At 37.1% G+C, this 22996-nt stretch carries 21 protein-coding genes; all 21 read right to left on the reverse strand.

What is annotated here, in order from left to right:
• Window positions 1–46: 46 nt before the first annotated feature.
• Window positions 47–1066 (reverse strand): L-threonylcarbamoyladenylate synthase, encoded by a 1020-nt coding sequence (locus AQ616_RS00405; protein WP_069684749.1) that lies wholly within the window; start codon window positions 1064–1066, stop codon window positions 47–49.
• Between the two features lie 176 nt (window positions 1067–1242).
• Window positions 1243–1644 carry a GNAT family N-acetyltransferase gene (locus AQ616_RS00410; RefSeq protein WP_017798213.1) on the reverse strand — a complete coding sequence of 134 codons (402 nt, stop codon included), beginning with the start codon at window positions 1642–1644 and terminating at the stop codon, window positions 1243–1245.
• A 75-nt stretch (window positions 1645–1719) separates the two neighbouring features.
• Entirely contained in the window at window positions 1720–2319 is a 600-nt protein-coding gene (spoIIR, locus tag AQ616_RS00415; protein WP_017798214.1) for a stage II sporulation protein R, read from the reverse strand.
• Between the two features lie 335 nt (window positions 2320–2654).
• Window positions 2655–3518 carry a peptide chain release factor N(5)-glutamine methyltransferase gene (gene prmC / locus AQ616_RS00420; protein ID WP_069684750.1) on the reverse strand — a complete coding sequence of 288 codons (864 nt, stop codon included), beginning with the start codon at window positions 3516–3518 and terminating at the stop codon, window positions 2655–2657.
• 4 nt (window positions 3519–3522) lie between these two features.
• Window positions 3523–4593, reverse strand: coding sequence for a peptide chain release factor 1 (gene prfA, locus AQ616_RS00425; RefSeq protein ID WP_069684751.1), 1071 nt, complete (start codon window positions 4591–4593; stop codon window positions 3523–3525).
• Between the two features lie 141 nt (window positions 4594–4734).
• Complete coding sequence (locus AQ616_RS00430; protein ID WP_017798217.1) at window positions 4735–5358, reverse strand: thymidine kinase; 624 nt, start codon at window positions 5356–5358, stop codon at window positions 4735–4737.
• 243 nt (window positions 5359–5601) lie between these two features.
• On the reverse strand, window positions 5602–5847 hold the full coding sequence (locus tag AQ616_RS00435; RefSeq protein WP_017798218.1) for a type B 50S ribosomal protein L31: 246 nt from the start codon (window positions 5845–5847) through the stop codon (window positions 5602–5604).
• Window positions 5848–6010: 163 nt separating this feature from the next.
• On the reverse strand, window positions 6011–7291 hold the full coding sequence (gene rho / locus AQ616_RS00440; RefSeq protein WP_017798219.1) for a transcription termination factor Rho: 1281 nt from the start codon (window positions 7289–7291) through the stop codon (window positions 6011–6013).
• A 429-nt stretch (window positions 7292–7720) separates the two neighbouring features.
• Complete coding sequence (glpX, locus tag AQ616_RS00445) at window positions 7721–8689, reverse strand: class II fructose-bisphosphatase (RefSeq protein WP_017798220.1); 969 nt, start codon at window positions 8687–8689, stop codon at window positions 7721–7723.
• Window positions 8690–8804: 115 nt separating this feature from the next.
• On the reverse strand, window positions 8805–10091 hold the full coding sequence (locus AQ616_RS00450; RefSeq protein ID WP_017798221.1) for a UDP-N-acetylglucosamine 1-carboxyvinyltransferase: 1287 nt from the start codon (window positions 10089–10091) through the stop codon (window positions 8805–8807).
• Window positions 10092–10213: 122 nt separating this feature from the next.
• Window positions 10214–10855: a fructose-6-phosphate aldolase gene (gene fsa, locus AQ616_RS00455; protein ID WP_017798222.1), complete on the reverse strand. Its 642-nt coding sequence runs from the start codon at window positions 10853–10855 to the stop codon at window positions 10214–10216.
• 84 nt (window positions 10856–10939) lie between these two features.
• Entirely contained in the window at window positions 10940–11794 is an 855-nt protein-coding gene (gene fba, locus AQ616_RS00460) for a class II fructose-1,6-bisphosphate aldolase (RefSeq protein ID WP_017798223.1), read from the reverse strand.
• A gap of 113 nt (window positions 11795–11907) precedes the next feature.
• Entirely contained in the window at window positions 11908–12267 is a 360-nt protein-coding gene (locus AQ616_RS00465) for a response regulator (RefSeq protein WP_017798224.1), read from the reverse strand.
• Between the two features lie 374 nt (window positions 12268–12641).
• The gene (locus tag AQ616_RS00470; protein WP_017798225.1) at window positions 12642–14249 is read right to left on the reverse strand and encodes a CTP synthase; all 1608 of its coding nucleotides are present in this window, start codon (window positions 14247–14249) and stop codon (window positions 12642–12644) included.
• A gap of 169 nt (window positions 14250–14418) precedes the next feature.
• Window positions 14419–14940, reverse strand: coding sequence for a DNA-directed RNA polymerase subunit delta (gene rpoE, locus AQ616_RS00475; protein ID WP_069684752.1), 522 nt, complete (start codon window positions 14938–14940; stop codon window positions 14419–14421).
• Between the two features lie 422 nt (window positions 14941–15362).
• A complete protein-coding gene (locus AQ616_RS00480; RefSeq protein ID WP_017798227.1) occupies window positions 15363–15980 on the reverse strand; it encodes a TetR/AcrR family transcriptional regulator in 618 nt (205 codons plus the stop codon).
• 39 nt (window positions 15981–16019) lie between these two features.
• Complete coding sequence (locus AQ616_RS00485) at window positions 16020–17159, reverse strand: acyl-CoA dehydrogenase (RefSeq protein WP_069684753.1); 1140 nt, start codon at window positions 17157–17159, stop codon at window positions 16020–16022.
• Window positions 17159–18313: an acyl-CoA dehydrogenase gene (locus AQ616_RS00490; protein ID WP_069684754.1), complete on the reverse strand. Its 1155-nt coding sequence runs from the start codon at window positions 18311–18313 to the stop codon at window positions 17159–17161. The genes AQ616_RS00485 and AQ616_RS00490 overlap by 1 nt, the downstream gene beginning before the upstream one ends.
• Before the next feature lie 20 nt (window positions 18314–18333).
• Window positions 18334–19185 (reverse strand): 3-hydroxybutyryl-CoA dehydrogenase, encoded by an 852-nt coding sequence (locus AQ616_RS00495; protein WP_017798230.1) that lies wholly within the window; start codon window positions 19183–19185, stop codon window positions 18334–18336.
• A 14-nt stretch (window positions 19186–19199) separates the two neighbouring features.
• Entirely contained in the window at window positions 19200–20393 is a 1194-nt protein-coding gene (locus tag AQ616_RS00500) for an acetyl-CoA C-acetyltransferase (RefSeq protein WP_069684755.1), read from the reverse strand.
• 186 nt (window positions 20394–20579) lie between these two features.
• Window positions 20580–22688 carry a (Fe-S)-binding protein gene (locus AQ616_RS00505; protein WP_017798232.1) on the reverse strand — a complete coding sequence of 703 codons (2109 nt, stop codon included), beginning with the start codon at window positions 22686–22688 and terminating at the stop codon, window positions 20580–20582.
• Window positions 22689–22996 lie beyond the last annotated feature (308 nt).

Here is a 22996-nt window from a genome sequence, read left to right on the forward strand (position 1 = left end):
AAAGAAATGGATTGTGTGTAAAAAGTTTCAATTCATTTCGGATTCTTTACTTAATTGTCGAGTCAGAAGCTTTACGTAATCGATTCATAATTGCTTGGCCCATTCCCGTTTCGGGGAAAGACTCACAAATAATAATATCTACTGCTTGTTGTTTAAAATAACGCAAGCCATCATAAAGGCTTGATGCAATCTCTTCCATCGAATCACCTAGCTGATAGATATTATCATGAGATAATTGAATTGCAGATTGATTGGAACATAATACACCAACTCTATGATTGTTTTGCTGTTCTTTCTCAATCAACTTTTGGAATCCATTACTATCACCTTCAAAAATCCATAAAGGAACCTCTGGGGCATAATGCTTATACTTCAATCCTGGAGCTTTCGGTTTCCCTTCACCATCTATAATTCCTGGATCAACCATAACGTGTCCAACCACGCTCTCTAAATTCTCTTTCGTAACTCCACCTGGGCGAAGTATCACTGGAATCTCTTGTGTACAATCAATAATAGTGGATTCCAACCCAACTCCTGTTGGGCCACCATCGACGAGTCCTGCAATTCTTCCTTCAAGATCTTCAAAAACATGATCAGCTGTTGTCGGGCTAGGTTTTCCAGAAATATTTGCACTCGGTGCTGCAATCGGAGTATCCACTTCCTTTAATAATTGTAATGCTATAGGATGATTCGGTATACGTACACCGATTGTATCAAGTCCTGCTGTTACATTTGAAGCACATGTCCCATTACTTGGTAAAATAAACGTCAACGGACCCGGAGAAAAATGAGCAATTAATTTATCCACATAGGCTGGTACAAAAGTAACTAGACGTTGTAATTGTTCTTTTGTAGCCACATGAGCTATAAGTGGATTATCCCCCGGTCTACCCTTTGCTTGAAAAATATTAGAAACCGCTTGTGAATTTGTGGCATCCGCACCTAATCCGTACACTGTCTCTGTTGGGAAAGCTACCGTTTGACCGGATCTCAGTACAGCTGCAGCTTCCTTTATATAATCTTGATTCTTGTCTATATCATTCATATTCCATCGTTTCGTAGTCATTCCGTAACCTCTTTTCTACGTTTCTATTTTAGTAGAAGCCGACTAGAAACGCAAAAAAGTGAATAATCCTTCATGATTATCCACTTTTCCACAAGAACTTATCCACATTGTTGTTTTTGTTCACAGGTTATCCCTATTTATACACAGGTGGCTGTGTATACTGTGTGTAACTCCTATTATGATACGTTATACGTCCACCAATTTCCTTTTTTATGCTGGTCTATTTTCCTCACTTCAATTTGCTCTTCACGCTTAAACTGCAATGCTTCTAGAAGGATATCCACAACTGGCTGATGACTATGCACATATACACATTTTGCTTCAATTTTTCTAGCTATTACAAGAATTCCTTCTAATAAGACAGGAAGTTTTCTTGCTTCCGATTGCGTTATATACAATTGTTTTAACCAAAACGCATGATCTTCCATTGGTTCTAACACAAAACAACCATCAATTCTACCATTCATTTCAACTACGTATCCGTGTGTCAATAGACAGTCTTTCGATACATTTTCATTTCTATCGAGAAAATCATTCACTGCTTGTTTTTCCGCTTCTTCTACTTTTAAAATTTGCATGTGATCACCTCTATTAAAAGTTTAGTAGATAATCTTTCATCTAATTATTGTTATTCTATGCAAATAATAGAGAAACTATGACCATCCTAACCATTCAAATAAAAAGAATTTCACCTCTGTCTCCTCTTCTTCCTCTACTTCATGTTCTTCGCCTTCAGCTGCAACAGACGTTCCGTTGAAGAAATCAAGAAAGCATAAAGGCGGGAATAATACACACCACCAATTCGAACCTGATCCTTCACCTAGCGTTACTAGAATTGCCTCATATTCTCCTGCTGGATATAAATAGTTTCCATATAATTTTGCCGGAAATGATATGTTTTCACCATATTCTACAGTGTATCCAACATTTTCCTCTTCTTCGATTAACGCTTCATCAACCACTGTTTCTAATTCTGAGATTCTTGATTGAATTAGTTTCCTTGCCTCATGAATATCATCAATATCTTTTACCCACTCAGTAACTACTTCATTAATTTCATCACGCACTTTGTGTTTTATTTCTTGATCACTATCACTATCACTATTTGCTAAAATTCGAAGACGAATCGCTTCGTCAGGAATGACTTGATATCCTGTATCCTCTTTAGAATCAGAACTAGATGTAAAAGCAACTAACGGTATAAGAAAAAATAATCCTACTAATAATCCTAATAAGAGCCAAAGCTTTTTCATAAAAAAATCTCCCTTCCATCTGTTCATCAACAGTCTGGACAAGGAGGTGATTATTTATACTATGAATCTATGAATTTATTTCTTTAGCTAATAGAAAAGTTCAAAGAGATCACAAACTCCGCTTATCCTACGGCGGCTGGTGAGCTTCCTGATGCTTATGCATCAGGGTTTGCTCTTTAGCCTCTCCCATGACAAGGAAGACCTCGACAGCATTGCATCGCACGCAGAAAATCGATTTTTAATTTTCAAGGAATCTCTGTATATTTCTTATTCTAACTACCATCCTTCTTTTGACCAAAACTTTTGGTTATATCGCAATTTCTTTATATCTATTCTTATCCTTTTATTACATTCGCTAATAAAATTCGGTCTTTTTCATTTATATCTTTAATAGTACATACTTCTCTTGAAGGTAGGTTCTGTCTAATCATGTTTGTAATCGCTGCTGATTGATCAAATCCGATCTCAAAAGCTAAAATCGATTGCTCTGATAATTTCATGGTCTGCATTTGTCTTAAAATAGCATGATACGCAGCTAAGCCATTATTCTCTGCAAACAATGCTAATTCAGGATCAAAATTTTTCACCGTATCTTGTAACTCTTCAGATTTTGACGATGGTATATACGGCGGGTTGGAAACGACGATATCTGCTGTTTGATTTAAACCTAAAAATGGTTCTAAAAAGTTTCCTTCCAGAAAAGTGACTTCCGCTTGCAGCGCCTGAGCATTTCTTTTTGCAACCGATAATGCTTTATCTGAAATATCCGTTGCAAAAACGCGTGATCCAGCAAGCTCAAGCGCTAATGTTATCGCAATTACTCCACTACCAGTTCCAACATCGACAATAGTTAAAGGTTTATCCATTGTATGCGCCTGTTGGATTACTTGTTGGACTAATTCTTCTGTTTCTGGACGGGGAATTAAAACATGTTGATTTACTTCAAATTCACGTCCATAAAAATGTTCTACTTTCGTTAAATGTTGAACTGGAACTCCTGTCTCTACGTGCGTAAAGATGTCTTTTTCAAATGCCTCGATGGTATTTTTATCAATGGAATCTCTCCATCTCATTAACAATTTCTCTTTTGTTATTTGTAAATGATGTAACAAGAGAATCTCTGCTACTTTTGGCTCGCGTCCAGCCTTTTCTAAAAAAAGAGAAGCCCGTTGAAGGACTTCATAACATTTATCATTCATTTAATTACTCACCTATTTGCTCTAATTTTTTCGTTTGTTCTTCCATTACTAAAGCATCGATAAATTCATCTAATTTCCCTTGCATAATTTGGTCCAATTTTTGAATTGTTAGACCGATTCGGTGATCTGTTACACGATTTTGCGGGAAATTATACGTTCGGATACGTTCGGAACGGTCTCCTGATCCAACTGCAGATTTACGATTTTCATCATATTCCGCTTGTGCTTCTTGTTGGAATTTATCATAAATACGTGCACGCAATACTTTCATTGCTTTTTCTTTATTTTTAATTTGTGATTTCTCATCTTGAATGGATACTACAATTCCAGTAGGTACATGTGTAAGTCGAACAGCAGACATCGTTGTATTTACACTTTGGCCACCTGGTCCACTAGATGCAAAGGTATCGACACGAATATCCTTATCATGAACTTCTACTTCCACTTCTTCCGCTTCAGGAAGTACAGCTACGGTTGCTGTTGAAGTATGTATACGTCCACCAGATTCTGTTTCTGGAACCCGCTGCACCCGATGAGCCCCATTTTCGTATTTTAGCTTCGAATAAACATCGGATCCATTAATCATAAAGATGACCTCTTTATATCCGCCTACTCCTGTAGAACTTACTTCCATAACTTCAATCTTCCACCCTTGGTGTTCCGCATAACGAGAATACATTCGATATAAATCACCAGCAAATAAAGCAGCCTCGTCTCCACCCGCAGCACCACGAATCTCCATAAATACGTTCTTATCATCGTTTGGGTCTTTTGGTAATAGAAGAATCTTCATACTTGATTCTAGTTCTTCTCTTCGTCCGTTTAATTCAGAGATTTCTGCTTTCACCATTTCATACATTTCATCATCTAATTTATCTTCCATCATTTCTTTTGCATCGGTTAACTGTTCGGTGACCTCTTTATACTCACGATAAGCTTGAACGACGTCTTCTAAGCCAGATTGCTCTTTAGAGTACTCACGAAGTTTTTTAGAATCATTAATAACTTCCGGGTCACTAAGCATTTCATTTAATTTATTATATCTGTCCTCTAATGATTGTAAACGATCTAACATCGGACATACACCTCTTTCTAATTAACAGTATCATTATAGTATATGGGAGTCCCTGGGTCAATTTAACATCCATGTTAAGCCCGTACAAAAAAGGATAGTATAAGTTTTCATTACTTACCTATCCATGCTTATTTTTGACTATTAACTTTTTAATGCATCCCATGATTTTGTTGCAAAATTATTTTCTGGGCGAAAAGGAACTTCATGATGATGTCTACATCTAGGTTCATAAGATTCAGAAGCACCAACCAAAATGATAGGGTCGTTATACGAAGCTGGCTTGCCGTCAATAAGTCGTTGTGTGCGACTTGCAGGTGACCCGCATATCGGACAAATAGCATTTAATTTCGTTACAGACTCTGCTAATGCCATAATTTTCGGGACAGGTTCAAAGGGTTCTCCGCGAAAATCTAAATCGAGACCTGCTACCATTACACGGACACCTCGATTAGCAAGTTCCTCTATTACATCTACGACATTATTATCAAAGAATTGAACCTCATCAATCCCTACAATCTCTATATGTTTATCAACATCTTCTAATATTTCAACAGCATCGTGAATTGGACGTGCCATAGTAGAAGTTCCATCATGTGACACGATTGCTTTATCATCATAGCGATCATCGATTGCTGGTTTATACACTCTTACATTAATATGGGCATATGTCGCACGACGTACGCGACGAATTAATTCTTCTGATTTCCCAGAAAACATACTTCCACAAATTAATTCTACCCAGCCATTTTGTTTCATTACATACATGTGAAGATCCCCTCTCAAGATATTCCTCCGTACGAGATTGTGCAAAAAGTCCGGTGAAACAAACACTTCAGGACATTCTCCTTAAACAAGCACTCGTAAGTATATGTAGATGATATATATTTCATCCCGACATCATATGTAGCTTATTTTAACAATAATGAAAGTAAAAAAACAGGCAAAATTAGACATTTTGCCTGCCTTTTTTAGGAAGCCTTCAACGTAATCTTACGTTGAATAACATTCTTATTGAAGATTATATTTTTTCTTAAAGCGATCCACACGTCCGCCGACTTTGTCAGCTTTTTGCTTACCAGTGTAGAACGGGTGAGAATCAGAACTGATTTCTACTTTAATTAATGGGTATGTGTTTCCATCTTCCCATTCAATTGTTTCATCAGATTCTTTAGTAGAACCACTTAAGAATTTGAAATTCGTACTAGTATCTAGAAATACTACTTTTTTGTACTCTGGATGAATATCCTTTTTCATTGTATTTCCGCTCCTTTTTGCCCTGAGTCCCTTGGAAACAGAGTTATTGTAAGAGTCGTCATAGGCGGTTGGGTACACCTTTTCTAAACTCACATAGAAAGATTATAACAGTCTCCGGTTCTAAATGCAACAGGAGTATGTCATTCATTTTATTAAAATAGAACTATCGAGAAATCCCTTTTCGTTTCATCTCTTCTTCCATTAATTGAAGAAATTCTTCATTGCTTTTCGATTGCTTTAATCGTTTTAAGAAACGGTCTAAGAAATCATGGGAATCCTGCATTGTTTTACGAATTGCCCACATTTTATCAAGATGACTTTTATCAACTAGTAACTCTTCTTTACGTGTACCCGAACGCATAATATCTATCGCTGGGAAAATTCGTCGGTCGGCAAGATGACGATCGAGATGCAGTTCCATATTACCTGTACCTTTAAATTCTTCATAGATCACATCATCCATGCGTGATCCGGTATCAACAAGAGCAGTTGCAAGAATTGTAAAACTACCACCCTCTTCAATATTTCGGGCAGCACCAAAGAATCTTTTAGGACGGTGAAATGCTGCAGGGTCAATACCACCAGAAAGCGTTCGTCCACTCGGAGGAATAACTAGGTTATACGCTCTTGCTAGACGAGTAATACTATCCATAAGTACAATGACATCCCGCTTGTGTTCAACTAAACGCATTGCGCGCTCTAATACTAATTCAGAAACCTTAATATGGCTTTCTGGAACCTCATCAAACGTAGAGCTAACTACGTCGACATCGGCCGAGACAGAGCGTTCAATATCTGTTACTTCTTCAGGTCGCTCATCTACTAATAAAATTATCAATTTCGCATGAGGATGATTTTTAGAGATGCTGTTTGCGATTTCTTTAATCAACATTGTCTTACCAGCTTTTGGCGGCGCAACAATTAATCCACGCTGACCAAAACCTACTGGAGTCATCAAGTCCATAATTCTTGTAGATAGTTGATTTGTTTTTGTCTCGAGTTGTATCGTACGATTTGGATATAGAGCTGTTAATGCAGGAAAATGAACACGTTCTTTTGAAGAATCAGGATCTTCATCATTAACTGCATCGACATGAAGTAATCCATAATATCTTTCATTTTCTTTAGGTGGACGTACCTTACCTGAAACTTTATCACCGTTTCTTAAATCAAATCGACGTATTTGGGAAGCAGAAATATAGATATCTTCTGCACTTGGAGAATAATTGATCGGACGAAGAAAACCGAAACCTTCAGAAGGTATAATTTCAAGGATGCCATCCATAAATAGAAATCCATCTTTTTCCGCTTGTGCTTTTAGAATAGCAAAAATTAGTTCCTTTTTGGTCAGCTTAGCATAATAAGAAACTTTATATTCCTTTGCCAACGCATAAATTTCCTTTAATGTCATTGTCTCTAAATTAGAGATTGTTAATGTTTCCACTAAATCACCACGCCTGTCTAAATTCTTGTTTTATTACATGATTTTGTTTATTTACTTTCACTAAAACGCATATTCCTTATTGATTGTCCATCTAAATTGGAAGGTTACTAGAAGATTATTTGAGTTTAACAGAAGCGATTCGAAGTTGTTTTAAGAGGTTGTTCAAAAGAAAGATTATCGCTTTTGAAAACACACTTTTATTCTTAGTTGTATTCAACCAGACTAACCTATTCTTGCCTATATTAAACATCTATTATCATACTCTTTTAGAAGTAAAGATTCAATAGACTTTTTTGTCAAATATTAGAGGAAATTTTGGAAAGGAATTAAAAATGTAGAAGTTGTCCCCAAAATATGTCGATTGTATTTTTTAGATGTTAGAATTCTAACAAAGCAAATCGTTTATTGGGAACACCTTCTATTTTTAAATTATGGTTTAATTACGAGATCTGGTTTTTTCTGTAAACTATGAGTTCCATCAATGAAACGAACGGTTCCACTCTTGGCACGCATTACTAATGTAGATGTCGTTGCTTTTTTCCCTTTAAATTGAACACCTTTTAGTAACTCTCCATCTGTAACACCAGTGGCTGCAAAAATAGCATCGTCTCCACTACAAAAGTCATTCATGTAAAATACTTTATTTAGGTCAGTGATTCCCATATCATGGCAACGTTTGATTTCTTCATCATTCGATGGTAATAATTTCCCTTGAAGTTCTCCACCTAAACATTTTAATGCCGCTGCTGCTAATACACCTTCTGGAGCTCCACCAGATCCTAGTAGAATATCTACACCTGTATCATCAAAAGCAGTATTAATCGCCGCTGCTACATCACCATTCGGAATTAATTTGATTCTAGCACCAGAAGCACGAATCTCATCAATTAGTTTTTGATGACGCGGACGATCTAGAACTGTAGCTACCACATCTTCAATCGATTTATTTTTTGCCTTTGCTACTGCTTTAAGATTATCAACTACTGGAGCGTTAATATCAATTTTCCCTACTGCATCTGGACCTACCGCAATTTTTTCCATATACATATCTGGCGCATGTAATAATGTGCCTCTATCTGCAATAGCAATAACAGCTAAGGCATTCCACGTTCCTTGAGCAACAATTTCTGTACCTTCTAGTGGGTCTACTGCTACGTCCACTCCAGGACCGTCTCCAGTACCCAATTTTTCACCAATATAAAGCATTGGTGCTTCGTCCATTTCGCCTTCACCGATTACGACTGTACCATCCATTGGTATGGTATCAAACACTGTACGCATCGCAGTAGTTGCTGCATCATCAGCCTCATCTTTTACACCTCTACCCATCCAACGAGCAGATTGTAGCGCTGCTGCCTCTGTGACACGTACTAATTCCATTGATAAACTTCTTTCCATTTCAAACATCTCCTTTTGTCTTTTTCTTTGAGGTTGTACAAAAATTCATATCTTTGGACATACCTCTACAAATACTCATCCCATCAAGTATTTATGGATATGTGAAATGGCATCATTACATATTTTGATCTTGCATTATCTCTACATCTGTCATTTCTTCACGCCAAATATTCGCGCCTAAGGATGATAACTTTTCAGTTAATCTTTCATATCCTCTATCTATATGGTCTAGCCCTGTTATTTCTGTGATTCCATCAGCTAACAGTCCAGCAATAATCAGCGATGCTCCTGCACGAAGATCACTGGCTTTTACTTTTGCTCCTTCTAACTGTACCGGTCCTGATACAATAACCGAACCACCTTCCACTTTAATAACTGCATTCATTCGACGTAATTCATCGATATGCTTTAATCTAGCGGAATAGATGGTGTCCGTTATTACACCAGAATGGTTCGCTTGTGTTAATAAAGAAGTAAACGGTTGTTGTAAATCCGTCGGAAAACCAGGATATACTAACGTTTTAATATCCACACTCTTTAGTGGTCGGTTTCGTGCAATATATAATTGTTCATCGCTTTCTTCAATCGTAACATTCATTTCACGAAGTTTTGCAATTAATGATTCTAAATGCTGTGGAATCACGTTATCAATAACTACTTCCTTCCCTTTGGCCGCTGCAGCAATTGCATACGTTCCTGCTTCAATACGATCAGGAATAATCGTATGACGGCAACCGTGTAAAGAAGGCACGCCATCGATTCGGATCACATCCGTACCTACTCCTTTAATTTTTGCTCCCATATTCGTCAGTAATGTTGCTACATCGATAATTTCTGGCTCTTTCGCAGCATTCTCAATGGTAGTTCTTCCTTTTGCTTTTACTGCTGCCAACATAATATTTATCGTTGCACCAACACTAACAACGTCAAGATAGATACGTGCTCCACGTAATTCGTTTGCTCGCAAATAAATCGCACCTTGTTCATTAGTAACCTCTGCACCAAGTGCTTCAAACCCTTTGATATGTTGATCAATTGGTCGCGGTCCTAAAAAACATCCACCTGGTAAACCAATTACTGCTTTGTTAAACTTACCAAGCATTGCCCCCATGAAATAATAGGATGCACGAAGTTTTTTGACTTTTCCATTTGGTAAAGGCATTGCCATCATCTTTTCAGGATGAATGGTTATATCTTGTCCATCTCTATATACACTGCCACCAATTTCTTCAAGTAAATCCCCTAAGGTATCCACATCAGAAATTTCAGGCAAACCTTCAATCGTTACTGCTGAGTCTGCCAATATTGCAGCGGGAAGTAAGGCAACCGCACTGTTCTTTGCTCCACTAATTCGAACTTGGCCATTTAAATCATGACCACCTTCAATTAATAATTTTTGCATATGAAAACCTCATTCCTAAAGAGGTGTTCTTCGTTGAACACACTGCATGTTGTTAGTAGGCATTTTCATTAAAAACGTTTTTTACCATTAATAGTGTTTCCTAATTTACCAAAATCATGTAATTATTTCTGGTTATTCCAATCGTCTAGAAATTTTTGGATACCTTGATCCGTAAGTGGATGCTTCACGAGTTGTTCCAATACTTTGTAAGGAATTGTCGCAATATGTGCACCATTTAGTGCAGCATCTGTTACATGAAGTGGATGACGAATAGATGCAGCAATAATTTCTGTGGACACACTGTGACGATCAAATATTTCTGCAATAGTAGAAATCAAAGTCATTCCATCTTGTCCAATATCATCTAAACGTCCTAAAAATGGGGATACATAGGTTGCACCTGCACGTGCCGCAAGTAATGCTTGGTTGGCATTAAAAATAAGCGTTACATTTGTTTTAATATTAAGTTCACTAAATACTTTAACTGCTTTTAATCCTTCTAAAGTCATCGGAACTTTTACTGTAATGTTAGGAGCAATTGCTGCTAATTCTTTACCTTCTTCTATCATGCCTTCTGCATCTTCAGAAATAACTTCCGCACTCACAGAGCCAGATACTTCTTTTGTAATCTCACGTAAACGATCGTGGAAAGAAACTCCTTCTTTAGCCACTAAACTCGGGTTTGTTGTTACACCTGCTAGTATTCCTAGTGAATTCGCAGCTCGAATATCATCAATATTAGCTGTATCGATAAAAAATTTCATCACAAATCCTCCCTGCTTTTTTTCGTGTAAAAATTGTTGGAAAAGCTGTACCATTGGTACAGCTCATTCGTTTCAATTATGTGATTATGCTTGGTTAGAAGAACCAAATTCACGCATTTTACCTTTTACAGTTTCTTTAATCGCTTCAGTTCCTGGCCCTAAGTATTTACGTGGGTCATAGAGATTTGGTTTTTCTTCTAATGTTTTTCGTACTGCTCTTGTTTGAGCTAATTGATTTTCAGTATTTACATTAATTTTAGCAGTTCCTAAAGAAATAGCTTTTTGAATATCCTTAGTTGGAATTCCAGTACCACCATGAAGTACTAAAGGTACATTAACTGCATTTAGAATTTCTTCCATTTCTTTAAATCCTAAATTTGGTTCACCTTGATATTCTCCGTGCACAGAACCTAGTGCTGGAGCTAAGCAGTCTATTTCAGCCTCTTTTACAAGACGTTGACATTCTTCTAAATCAGCATACTTGATTCCACCGATTACTCCATCTTCTTCTCCACCAACAGTTCCAACCTCAGCTTCTACAGAAACGCCATGGATTTGTGCTAATTCCACAACTTTCCCTGTAACTGCGATGTTTTCTTCGATTGGAGAATGAGATCCGTCAATCATAACAGAAGTAAAACCAGCATGGATTGCTTCTGCACATTTTTGAAAGCTAGATCCATGATCTAAATGGATTGCTACAGGTACAGTTGTACCATAAGATTCCATTAATGATTTCACCATAGCAACGACTACATTGAAACCACCCATATATTTTCCAGCTCCTTCAGAAACACCAAGAATAACTGGTGACTTCTCTTCTTCCGCAGCTTGAAGAATAGCTTGTACATACTCTAGGTTATTTATATTAAACTGACCTACTGCATAACCATTCTCTTTACCTTTTTCTAGCATTTCCTTCATTGATACTAAAGGCATGAAAAGTTCCTCCTTAAATTTACATAGCAATAAAAAAATAATCATTTTTATTACATAATAAGAATACCAAGTCCCAGTCTCTGGTGCAACAAGTTAGAACCATTCTATCTGTATTAATCTTCTAAAATTCCTTCTACATCAGAGCACAATTCATTTAAATTAAAAGGTTTTGAAATCAATTTCTCAACTTTATAGTCCGCTATTTCTTCTTGTATACTTTCTGCCATTCCACTCATTACTACAATCTTTGTATTGTATTTGTCGGAGTTCATCTGCTTAATAACCTCCTTGCCATCCAACACAGGAAGTTTATAATCTAAAATAACTAAATCATATAATTTTTCACTTAGCTTATCGATCGCATCTTTTCCAGTTCCTGCAAGGGATACTGTATATCCTTTATTTGATAGAACCTCACTTAATAACATTCTGATACCTGGTTGATCGTCTACTACTAAGATTGAATTTCCCATAAACATTCTCCCCCTGTGTGTATTTCTTGTAATTATAAAATTCGATGACTACAAAAAATAATCCTGCTAAGTTAGAAAAAGAGTTTTTTCACGAAACTAATATTGCTAAAAATTGGTAAAAACACATTCTTATTTTACCAACATATACAGAAAAAGAGTAGTAATACATTGTCAGTGACTTATAGTTCGTGGTGGTGCTCACAGATTAACTTATAAAGTTTAACTTCTTCCAATGGATGGTTCGTTCTTTCCCCACTTGAATAACTAAACGGGAGCTTGTGCCAGATGTGGTTGTTTCAGTTATTTAATCACCCACAGGACTATGCAAAAAAAGCTGCTCAAATAAATATTTGAACAGCCTTATGATAAATATATTAACCTTTACGATATTCAACGGAAGCCCCGATAAAGCCTTTAAATAAGCTTTGTGCACGAGTTGGACGTGAAGTAAACTCTGGGTGGAATTGACAAGCTACAAACCAAGGATGATCTTTTACTTCAATTGTTTCAACCAAGCGACCATCTGGGCTTGTACCTGAAAATACAAATCCTTTTTCCGACATTTGATCTCTATATACATTATTGAATTCATAACGATGACGATGCCTTTCTTCAATAACATCTGCACCGTCGTAAGCTTCTTTCGCTTTTGTACCATCAACAAGTTTACAAGGATAAGCACCTAAGCGAAGGGTACCACCTAAATCTTCTATATCCTTCTGTTCTGGTAATAAATCAATGACTGGATGAGGTGTATGTGGATCGATTTCCGCTGAATGAGCCTGAGATAACCCAACCACGTTACGAGCAAACTCAACAGAAGCTAATTGCATCCCTAAGCATATTCCAAAGAATGGAATATTATTTTCACGGGCATAACGAATAGCTTCAATTTTCCCATCAATACCACGATCTCCAAATCCACCAGGAACTAATACACCATCCACTTTAGATAGTTCCTCATTGATTTGTTCTTTAGATAATAACTCTGAGTTGATCCAATGAATTTTGACATCAGCGTCATAGTCATAACCAGCATGTTTTAATGACTCAACAACAGATAAATAAGCATCGGGAAGTTCTACATACTTACCAACAAGTCCTATATGCGTTGTTTTACTCAAGTTACGTACTTTATTCACAAGGCCTTTCCACTCTTCCATATCTGCTTCTTTGCAATCAAGGCCAAAATGATCGCATGTAATTTGATCTAGCTTTTCTTCTTGTAGCGCAATCGGTACTTGATAAAGTGTGTCCGCATCACGCATTTCGATAACCGATTTATCATCAATATCACAGAATAAAGCAATCTTTTCTTTCATGTCTTTGCTTATAGCCATTTCTGTTCGCAATACAATCGCATCTGGTTGAATACCAAGTGAGCGTAACTCTTTCACACTATGTTGCGTTGGTTTGGTTTTCATTTCGCCTGCTGCTTTAATATAAGGTACGAGTGTACAGTGAACATACATAACACTGTCACGACCAACATCACTTTTTATTTGGCGAATTGCTTCAAGGAAAGGTAAAGATTCAATATCCCCAACTGTTCCACCAATTTCCGTAATAACGACATCTGCACCAGTTGCTTCACCTGCTCGAAACACTTGATCTTTGATCTCATTCGTAATATGAGGAATTACTTGAACGGTACCACCAAGATAATCTCCGCGACGTTCCTTACGAATAACGCTAGAATAAACTTTCCCTGTTGTAATGTTACTGTATTTGTTTAAGTTAATATCAATAAAGCGTTCGTAATGACCTAAGTCTAAATCTGTTTCCGCTCCATCATGTGTTACAAATACTTCACCATGTTGATATGGACTCATTGTTCCAGGGTCCACATTAATATATGGATCAAATTTTTGGATAGTCACACTTAATCCACGGTTTTTCAGTAAACGACCTAAAGATGCTGCTGTTATTCCTTTACCTAGAGAAGATACTACTCCTCCAGTAACGAAGATATACTTTGTCACGTTCCTCATCCTTCTTTCTATCTATGATATTTTATTATTCCTAGTATGGCTAAAGGGGAAAATAAAATAAGAAAAGCGTTCCCCCATTTAACTGGGAAAACGCTTTGTATTTCGAATCAAAGAGCCCAATAAAGATTGTACTCATTGTCTTATGAAAAGTCAAGACTTCTTAACGTGAATTATCATCATCAACTTCATCTTCTAAATCTTCATCCGCTTCGAATTCATCGACTTCATCTTCAAGGTCCTCTAAATCTTCATCTAAATCATCTTCAAAATCTTCGTCTTCTAGATCATCACCTAAATCACTAACAATGTCATCAATTTCATCATCTGTTACATCTAGATCATCATCCGCATCATCAACGACTGCTGCTTTCTTCTTTTTCTTCTTTGTCTTTTTCTTCGGTTCCTCGGTAATTTCTTCCTCTGCTTGATCCACTGGATACCAGCGTTTCAATCCCCACATTCCAGATCCTAATGTAAGAAAACGACCATCAACATTCATATCTGTGTAGAACTGTGCCATCATATTTTGTTTTTGCTCATCGGTAAATTCCTTCAGCTCAGCAATCTTATTGAAGATAACCTTATAATTCATTGCTTTGTTCTCTTCTTTAAGTATTTTTGCTGCTAGCTCAATCATGGATAAATGGTCAATCTCATCATGGGTTAATTGTTGCAAACTCACGTTCATGCACTCCCTTAGCAAATATAATCAAGGCATAATTCTGCCTATGTACCTTCTTGTATATCCAGCTCTTATTTGAACTATCTACTTGAATCAATTTCATAACTAAATAAGTTGCTATGTTTTATGAAATTAACTCATTTACAATAACATAAAACTTTGTTCAGCGACTTTTTACTGCCCCTGATAATTGGTAGTTAAATGAATCAGGTTGGTATCACCTGTAAACACACCTATCTAATTAATCTTAGACGTTACAAATGATTACAACGTGATAAACATATTTTACATTATAAACAAAGATAGATGCAATATTCCACATATAAGACATAAAAAGTTGAGAAATTTATTTCTCAACTTTTTACTTCAATAACCCACATGTTTCGACATTCCCTTTAATATTGCTAACATATAAATTTTCATCAAGTTATTTTTTTAGTAAGTTGGTCCAAATGTTGCATCTGCAAATCAATGTATTCTTCAAGTGTAAATTGTTTTTGAATAATCCAACGCCGGAATCCCCACATATGTCCTCCAACGACAATATTATTGGCAATCAGGCACATTTCCTTATCCTTTTTATCTCTTTCTAGGCAGGTTGATAACAATTTAATCATAATATCGACTACAGCTCTTTCTTGTTGCAAAACAAAGTCTCTCGTTTCCTTTTTTAGTGATTTAGTTTCCTGATACAACATTAAGATTTCATCTTGCATGTCATCCATGAGGTAAAAGAAAGATCTTACTGCCTTACGCATATTTTCAATCGAAGGATTTTCAACTTCCATAGAATCTGCAATTCGATCTCTTACTTGATCATGAATCGACTCACATACTAAAAATAAGACATCTTCTTTTGTCCTTATATATTCATATAAAGTACCAATACTGAAACCTGATTCTTTCGCTATTTCTCTCGTCGTTGTACGATGAAAGCCTTTTTCTTGAAACAAGCGCATGGCACCTTTAATAATTTGATTACGACGTTTACTGACAAGCTGTTGGTCTTTGACTGATGAAAGAATTCGATCTTCTGCCATTTTTTGATATCCTCCTTTCTGCACTTTACTTATATATCATCATTTTGTTAACATTCGACCGATTACCAATCGCTGTACCTCATTTGTACCTTCATAGATTTGTGTGATTTTAGCATCACGCATATACCTTTCTACCGGATAATCTTTCGTATATCCGTAACCACCAAATACTTGGACTGCTTCAACAGTACTTTTCATTGCTACATCTCCAGCAAATAATTTCGACATTGCAGAAGCTTTTCCATATGGTAAACCAGCTGATTCTAGCCAAGCAGCTTGGTAGGTTAATAGACGGGCAGCCTCTATCTCTGTTGCCATATCTGCTAATTTAAATGAAATTCCTTGATTCGCAGCAATCGGCTTTCCAAATTGCTGACGTTCTTTAGCGTATTCCGCAGCAGCATCCAAAGCTCCTTGAGCAATTCCTAAGGCTTGAGCAGCAATGCCATTTCTTCCGCCATCAAGTGTGGTCATAGCAATTTTAAAACCTTCTCCTTCACTTCCGAGTAAGTTTGCTGCAGGTATTCGACAATTTTCAAATATCAATTCTGTGGTCGGAGATGAACGAATTCCAAGCTTTTTCTCTTTTTTCCCAAAACTAAAACCTTCAGTTCCTTTTTCAACAATAAATGCACTAATCCCTTTATGATTTGCATCAGTGTCGGTTTTTGCAAATACAATATAAATATCAGCTACGCCACCATTGGTAATCCACACCTTATTTCCATTAATAACAAATCCTTCGCCGTCTCGTCTTGCTATGGTTTTCATCGATACAACGTCACTTCCAGCACCTGGTTCAGATAAAGCATATGCACCAAGCGCTTCACCAGTAGCTAAACGTTGCAAGAAATTCTTCTTCTGGTCTTCCGTTCCATACTTGAATATTGGCCAGCTAGCTAAAGATAAATGAGCTGACAATGTTACTCCTGTGGAAGCACATACGCGAGAAAGTTCTTCTACCGCAACCACGTAGCTCAGATAATCCGAACCAATCCCACCATATTCTTCTGGCCACGGGATGCCGGTTAACCCTAACTCTGCCATTTGATCAAAAATAGAACGGTCAAAGCGTTCTTCTTCATCACGTTCTGATGCCGATGGTGCAACTTCTTTTTCTGCAAAATCACGGACCATTTTACGCAGCATTTCTTGTTCTTCTGTTAATTGAAAATTCATCAACCGTGCACCCCTTCGTCTTTTAGCAGATGTTTTGCAATTACAATGTGCTGAATTTCATTAGTACCTTCGTATATTTCTGTAACTTTTGCATCACGGAATAATCTTTCCACTGGATACTCTTTCGTATAACCGTATCCACCAAATACTTGAACTGCTTCGATTGCATTTTTCATTGCTGTTTTTGTTGCCAACATTTTTGCCATCGACGTTTCTTTATTACATTGTTTTCCTGCTTCTATCAATGCAGCGGCCTGATAAGTTAATAGTTTCGCAGACTCTACATTCGTTGCCATTTCGGCTAATTTAAAAGAAATCCCTTGGTTCGCTGCAATGGGCTTTCCAAACTGTTCTCTTTCTTTTGCATAAGTAACTGCATAATTCAATGCAGCTTCAGCAATTCCAAGTCCTTGTGCAGCTATACCAATACGGCCGATATTTAGATTAGCCATCGCAATTTTAAAGCCGTTTCCTCTTTCACCTAGTAAGTTCTCTTTCGGTATTCGACAGTTTTCAAAGATAATTTCTACCGTATTCGATCCATGTAAACCCATTTTCTTTTCTTTTTTTCCAATAATGAATCCAGGAGCTTTTTTTTCAACAATAAATGCACTGATGTCTTTCGGCGCATCTCCAGTACGGGCAAATGTAATATACGTATCGGCTTCCCCACCATTTGTAATAAAAACTTTCGATCCATTTAATACATACATGTCATCTATCAGTTTAGCAGTGGTCTTCATACTGCTTGCATCCGACCCTGATCCTGATTCCGTTAAAGCAAACGCACCTAAATACTCTCCTCGTGCCAATTTAGGTATATACTGTTGTTTTTGACCTTCTGTACCAAAATACAAAATCGGATTCGTTCCAACCGATGTATGTACCGATAAGATTACTCCTAAAGTTGCACTAAATTTAGATATTTCATGGATGACTTGAATATAAGAGGTATAACTCATCCCACTCCCACCATATGCCTCTGGAATAGGAACCCCCATTAAACCAAGCTCTCCCATTTTTTGTATTAGTTCTTTAGGGAACCGATCTTCAGTTTCCATTCTCTCTATTTCTGGCACCACTTCTTGTGTAGCAAAGTCACGCACCATTTTTTGTAACATTTTTTGTTCATCAGATAGCATTAATATCGACATCACATCCACCTCTCTAGTGATTAATCATATGTGTAAAAACCTCGACCTACCTTCTTTCCAAGACGACCAGCTTTAACATATTGTCTTAATAACGGACACGGACGATATTTACTATCTCCAAATCCTTCGTGTAATACTTCCATAATGTATAGACATGTATCTAATCCGATAAAATCAGCAAGTTGCAATGGTCCCATTGGATGATTCATACCAAGTTTCATTACTTGATCTACATCCTGTGGAGAAGCAACACCTTCAAACACTGTGTAAACGGCTTCATTAATCATAGGCATTAAGACACGATTAGCCACAAATCCCGGAAAATCTCGTACTTCTACACTTGATTTTCCTAATGATTCTGACATTTTATGAACAAGTTGATACGTTTCATCACTTGTCTCTAATCCACGAATGATTTCAACTAATTTCATGATTGGAACCGGATTCATAAAATGCATGCCAATAACTTGTTCTGGTCGTGTTGTCTCTGCTGCAATTTCTGTAATTGGTAACGACGATGTATTGGAAGCTAAGATAGCATGGCTTGGCGCATGTTTATCTAATTCTTGAAAAACAGAAATCTTCACGTTCATATTTTCTACTACAGCTTCAATCGCTATATCACAATTTGCTACTTCTTCAATTGTGTTAGCTAATGTAATTCGATTTAATGCTTCAATCTTATCTGTTTCAGACATTTTATCCTTTGTTACATCTTTTTCTAGTATTTTTTCAATTTGCACATATCCTCGTTGCCGTGCTTCTTTATTTTTATCAAAAAGGTATACATGGTATCCAGAACGAGCACAAACAAGCGCAATTCCTGCGCCCATTTGGCCTGCTCCGACCACCATAACATTTCGGATATTCATGGTTATCCTCCTTGTTAGTTTAAGTCAGCTGGTACTTCAATAAGAATGGCATCTCCTTGCCCACTTCCACTACAAATAGCAGCGATTCCCTTTCCACCACCACGACGTTTTAATTCATGGATAAGCGTAAGAATGATGCGCGCTCCACTTGCTCCTATTGGATGGCCGAGAGCAACTGCTCCACCATTCACATTGATTTTTTCTTCGTCAATATCTGCAATCTGTCCACTCGCAAGTGCAACAACTGCAAATGCTTCATTGATTTCATAAAGGTCTATTTCTTCTTTAGAAGTGCCGGTTTTTTCTAACAGTTTATTAATGACAATCCCCGGTGTTTGTGGAAAATTCTTTGCTTCTACAGCAACTTCTGCATGACCGAGAATATAAGCCAGAGGTTGTTTATTTAATTCAGCAGCCTTCTCATCTGACATTACGACAAATGCTGCCGCTCCATCGTTTACTCCTGGAGCATTACCCGCAGTTATCGACCCATCTTTATCAAATGCAGGACGTAGTGATGATAGTTTGTCTATTGTCGTATCTTTACGTGGCGCCTCGTCCTTATCAACTGTTATTGGATTTCCTTTTCGAGTTGAAATTTCTACAGGTACAATCTCTTCTGAAAACTTATTCGATTCGATTGCTTCCACCGCTTTTTGATGACTACGTAAAGCCCAAGCATCTTGGCGTTTTCTAGAAATCTCTAAATCTTCTGCTGTAGAATTACCATAGTTGCCCATATGATTACCTGTAAATGTACAAGTAAGACCATCATGAACCATCATATCTACAACAGATTTATCTCCCATTCGATTTCCCCAACGTGCATCTGGTAAAAAGTATGGGGCATTACTCATGCTCTCCATTCCACCTGCTACAATGACATCTTCTTCTCCTAAACGAATCAACTGATCCGCTAATGTAACACTACGCATTCCAGATGCGCACACTTTATTAATCGTTTCTGATCGTGTCTCCCATGGAAGGCCAGCATTTCTTGCAGCTTGACGAGATGGGATTTGTCCTTGTCCGCCTTGTAAGACAGTTCCCATGATTACCTCATCAACGACGTCATTATTAATGCCTGCTCGTTCCATAGCTTCTTTAATTGCAATACCTCCGAGTTCTGTTGCTTTTAACGGTTTTAAGGCGCCTCCAAATTTTCCAAAAGGTGTGCGTGCACCAGATACAATTACTGTTTTTTTCATTTTCGTACCTCCTTGTAATGATTGAACGCTCGTTCAATATTGACATGGGAAAATAGAGAGGATATACCTCCCTACTTCCAAATTTATCAAAGACGAAAGGGACATGAAAAATAACTAGCCCAAAGAACTGTTATATTCATCCTAACCCTACGTATGGATAAAAATCCGACTATTGGAAGATGCACTTTATGCTGTTTTTACCTCTTCTTTATCCAATACAGAGATTGCTAGAATTTCGGCTACATCCATTGTACCGATATCCTCTTCCACTTCTTTTGCTTTTGTTCCATCACTTAACATCGTGAGGCAATATGGACAAGCACTAGATATCATGGTCGGCTCTACTTGCAATGCCTGTTCTGTACGAGCCACATTAATTCTTCCTCCAGTAGTCTCCTCTGTCCACATAAGGCCACCGCCAGCACCACAACACATACCATTCTCACGACTACGATTCATTTCTACTAACTCTAGACCAGGAATGGACTTCAGAATTTCTCGTGGCGGATCATATACACCATTATATCTTCCTAGATAACAAGAATCGTGATAGGTTAACCTTTCGTTTATCGCTCTTTCTGGTTTAAGTCTACCTGCCATTACTAGATCATAAAGCATTTGTGTGTGATGGTAAACTTCGGCTTCGAATCCAAAGTCAGGATATTCATTCTTAAATATATTGTAAGCGTGTGGATCAATCGTGACAATTTTCTTGACGTCATGCTTAATAAATTGCTTAATATTTTTCTCAGCTATTTCTTGGAATAAAAACTCATTACCAATACGACGAGCAGTATCTCCTGAGTTAGCTTCTGTATTTCCTAATATTGCAAAGCTTACACCAGCTTGGTTCATTAATTTTGCAAAAGCTAGAGCAATTTTTTGGCTACGGCTATCAAACGAGCCCATGGAACTTACCCAGAATAGATATTCAAACGACTTCTCTTCTTTCTTCAATTCTTTCACGGTTGGAATATACACGGATTCATCTTCATCGCGCCATTTTACACGATCTTTTTTTGAAAGCCCCCATGGGTTACCTTGTCGTTCAATATTTGTTACTGCACGTTGAATGTCCGAATCCATTTTTCCTTCAGTCATTACTAGATAACGTCGCATGTCAATAATCGTACCTACATGTTCATTATTTACTGGACAGGCATCTTCACAATTACGGCAAGTTGTACAGCCAGCTAGTTCCTCTTCTGTGATAACATCTCCAATTAAACTTGAACTTTGAATGGTTGCAGCAACCTCTTTATCAGCTGAAGCTTGATTTCCAGCACTACCTGCAAATGCATATGACGGAACCCAAGATGATTTACCGGTTATTGCAGCTCCTTTTTCTGTTAAATGATCACGAACTTTTATCATTATATCCATTGGAGATAACATTTTTCCTGTCCCTGCTGCTGGACAAACATCGGTACAACGACCACATTCTACACATGCATAAAAATCAATCATTTGATGTTGTTCAAAATCTTCTACTTTCCCAACACCAAAAGCAATTTCCTCTTCACTTTCTTCATCCACATTTTCCATATCGAAATCTAATTTCTTCAATTTACCTGGAACTTTTTTACTCAAAAATACATTAATTGGAGCAGCGATTAAATGTGCGTGCTTCGATTGTGGGACATAAACTAAAAAGGTAAGAAGGGTAATGGTATGTACCCACCAAGCAATGTAAAACAACACGGTAGCTGTTTCGGCTGACGCCCAGTTAAAAGCAAGAGCAAAAACACTAGCAACAGGCTCTGCCCAAGTAATCTCATGCCCATGCCAAATCATTGCCATACCATTTCCAAATAACACGGAGACCATTAATGTACCTATAAAAATTAATACAAGCCCCGCTTTAAATCCCCTTTTAAGCCGAACAAGCTTTTCCATATAACGACGATAAAACGCCCAAATAACTGCAACTAAAATCATTAATGTTACTAACTCTTGAAAGAATACAAACCCAGGATAAAACATACCAAATGGTAAATGATTACCTGGAGATAATCCCTTTACAAACATATCAATTGCACCAAATTGAACTAAAATAAAGCCGTAAAACATCATGACGTGAATCGTTCCAGACTTCTTATCTTTTAGAAGTTTAGATTGACCAAATACAATTTTTCCAATTCGCTTTAAGCGTAATTTAATTTCACCATCAAACTCTGATTTCTTTCCTAGCTTGATATAAGCGATTCGAGTTGCGATTACTTTGGCAAATAAATAAAATGCGTAAATCGTGATAGCCAAAAATGCAATCCAATTAATAATTAGAAAAGTATCCACCGTCTGCTCCCCCTCTTTGTGTAGTATTCCTTCATTGATAACGATTACATTTTCTTCCGTGAAAGAAATCCTTACCTATTACTTTAAACATGAATGATCATTCAGTCAATATATTTTAGGTAAAATTTTAAAAATTCATCCTAGGATGATTGTTCATGTAATTATTGTTGTCCAATTATATGAAAGAATGGGAATGACTTGTCGATGCATTTTATGTTACTTCTTTTGGTTTCTTCTCCTTCTTCTGGGCACATAATGATTATTTATGTTACCACTTCTGGCTTCTTCCCCCTCCTCTGGGCACATAA

It is taken from the genome of Oceanobacillus sp. E9 (genome assembly GCF_001741975.1).
GTDB classification, from domain to species: Bacteria; Bacillota; Bacilli; order Bacillales; family Amphibacillaceae; genus Oceanobacillus; species Oceanobacillus kimchii.